General features: G+C 75.4%; 1 pseudogene. It reads left to right on the plus strand.

The annotated features are described in order from the left end of the window. Positions 1 to 349 (plus strand): annotated as a pseudogene (locus RZ50_RS28115) (electron transfer flavoprotein subunit alpha/FixB family protein); the annotation flags it as partial.

Raw genomic sequence — 349 nt, forward strand, 5'->3', positions numbered from 1 at the left:
CTCCTCCGGCGAGGGCAAGGAGATCGCCGCCCGCGTCGCCCTGCGCCTCGGCTCCGGCGTCATCACCGACGCGGTGGACCTCCGTGCCGGGGACCAGGGCCCCGTCGCGACCCAGTCGGTGTTCGCCGCCTCGTACACCGTCGAGTCCCGCGTGAGCAACGGTGTGCCGGTCATCGCGGTCAAGCCGAATGCCGTCGCCCCGGAGGCCGCCCCGGCCGCCGGCGCCGTCGAGAACGTCACCGTCGCCTTCACCGGCAACGCGGCCAAGGTCACCTCGCGTACCCCGCGGGTGTCCAGCGGCCGTCCCGAGCTGACCGAGGCCGCCATCGTGGTCTCCGGCGGCCGCGGC

The organism is Kitasatospora sp. SUK 42 (genome assembly GCF_015776785.2).
Lineage (GTDB): Bacteria > Actinomycetota > Actinomycetes > Streptomycetales > Streptomycetaceae > Kitasatospora.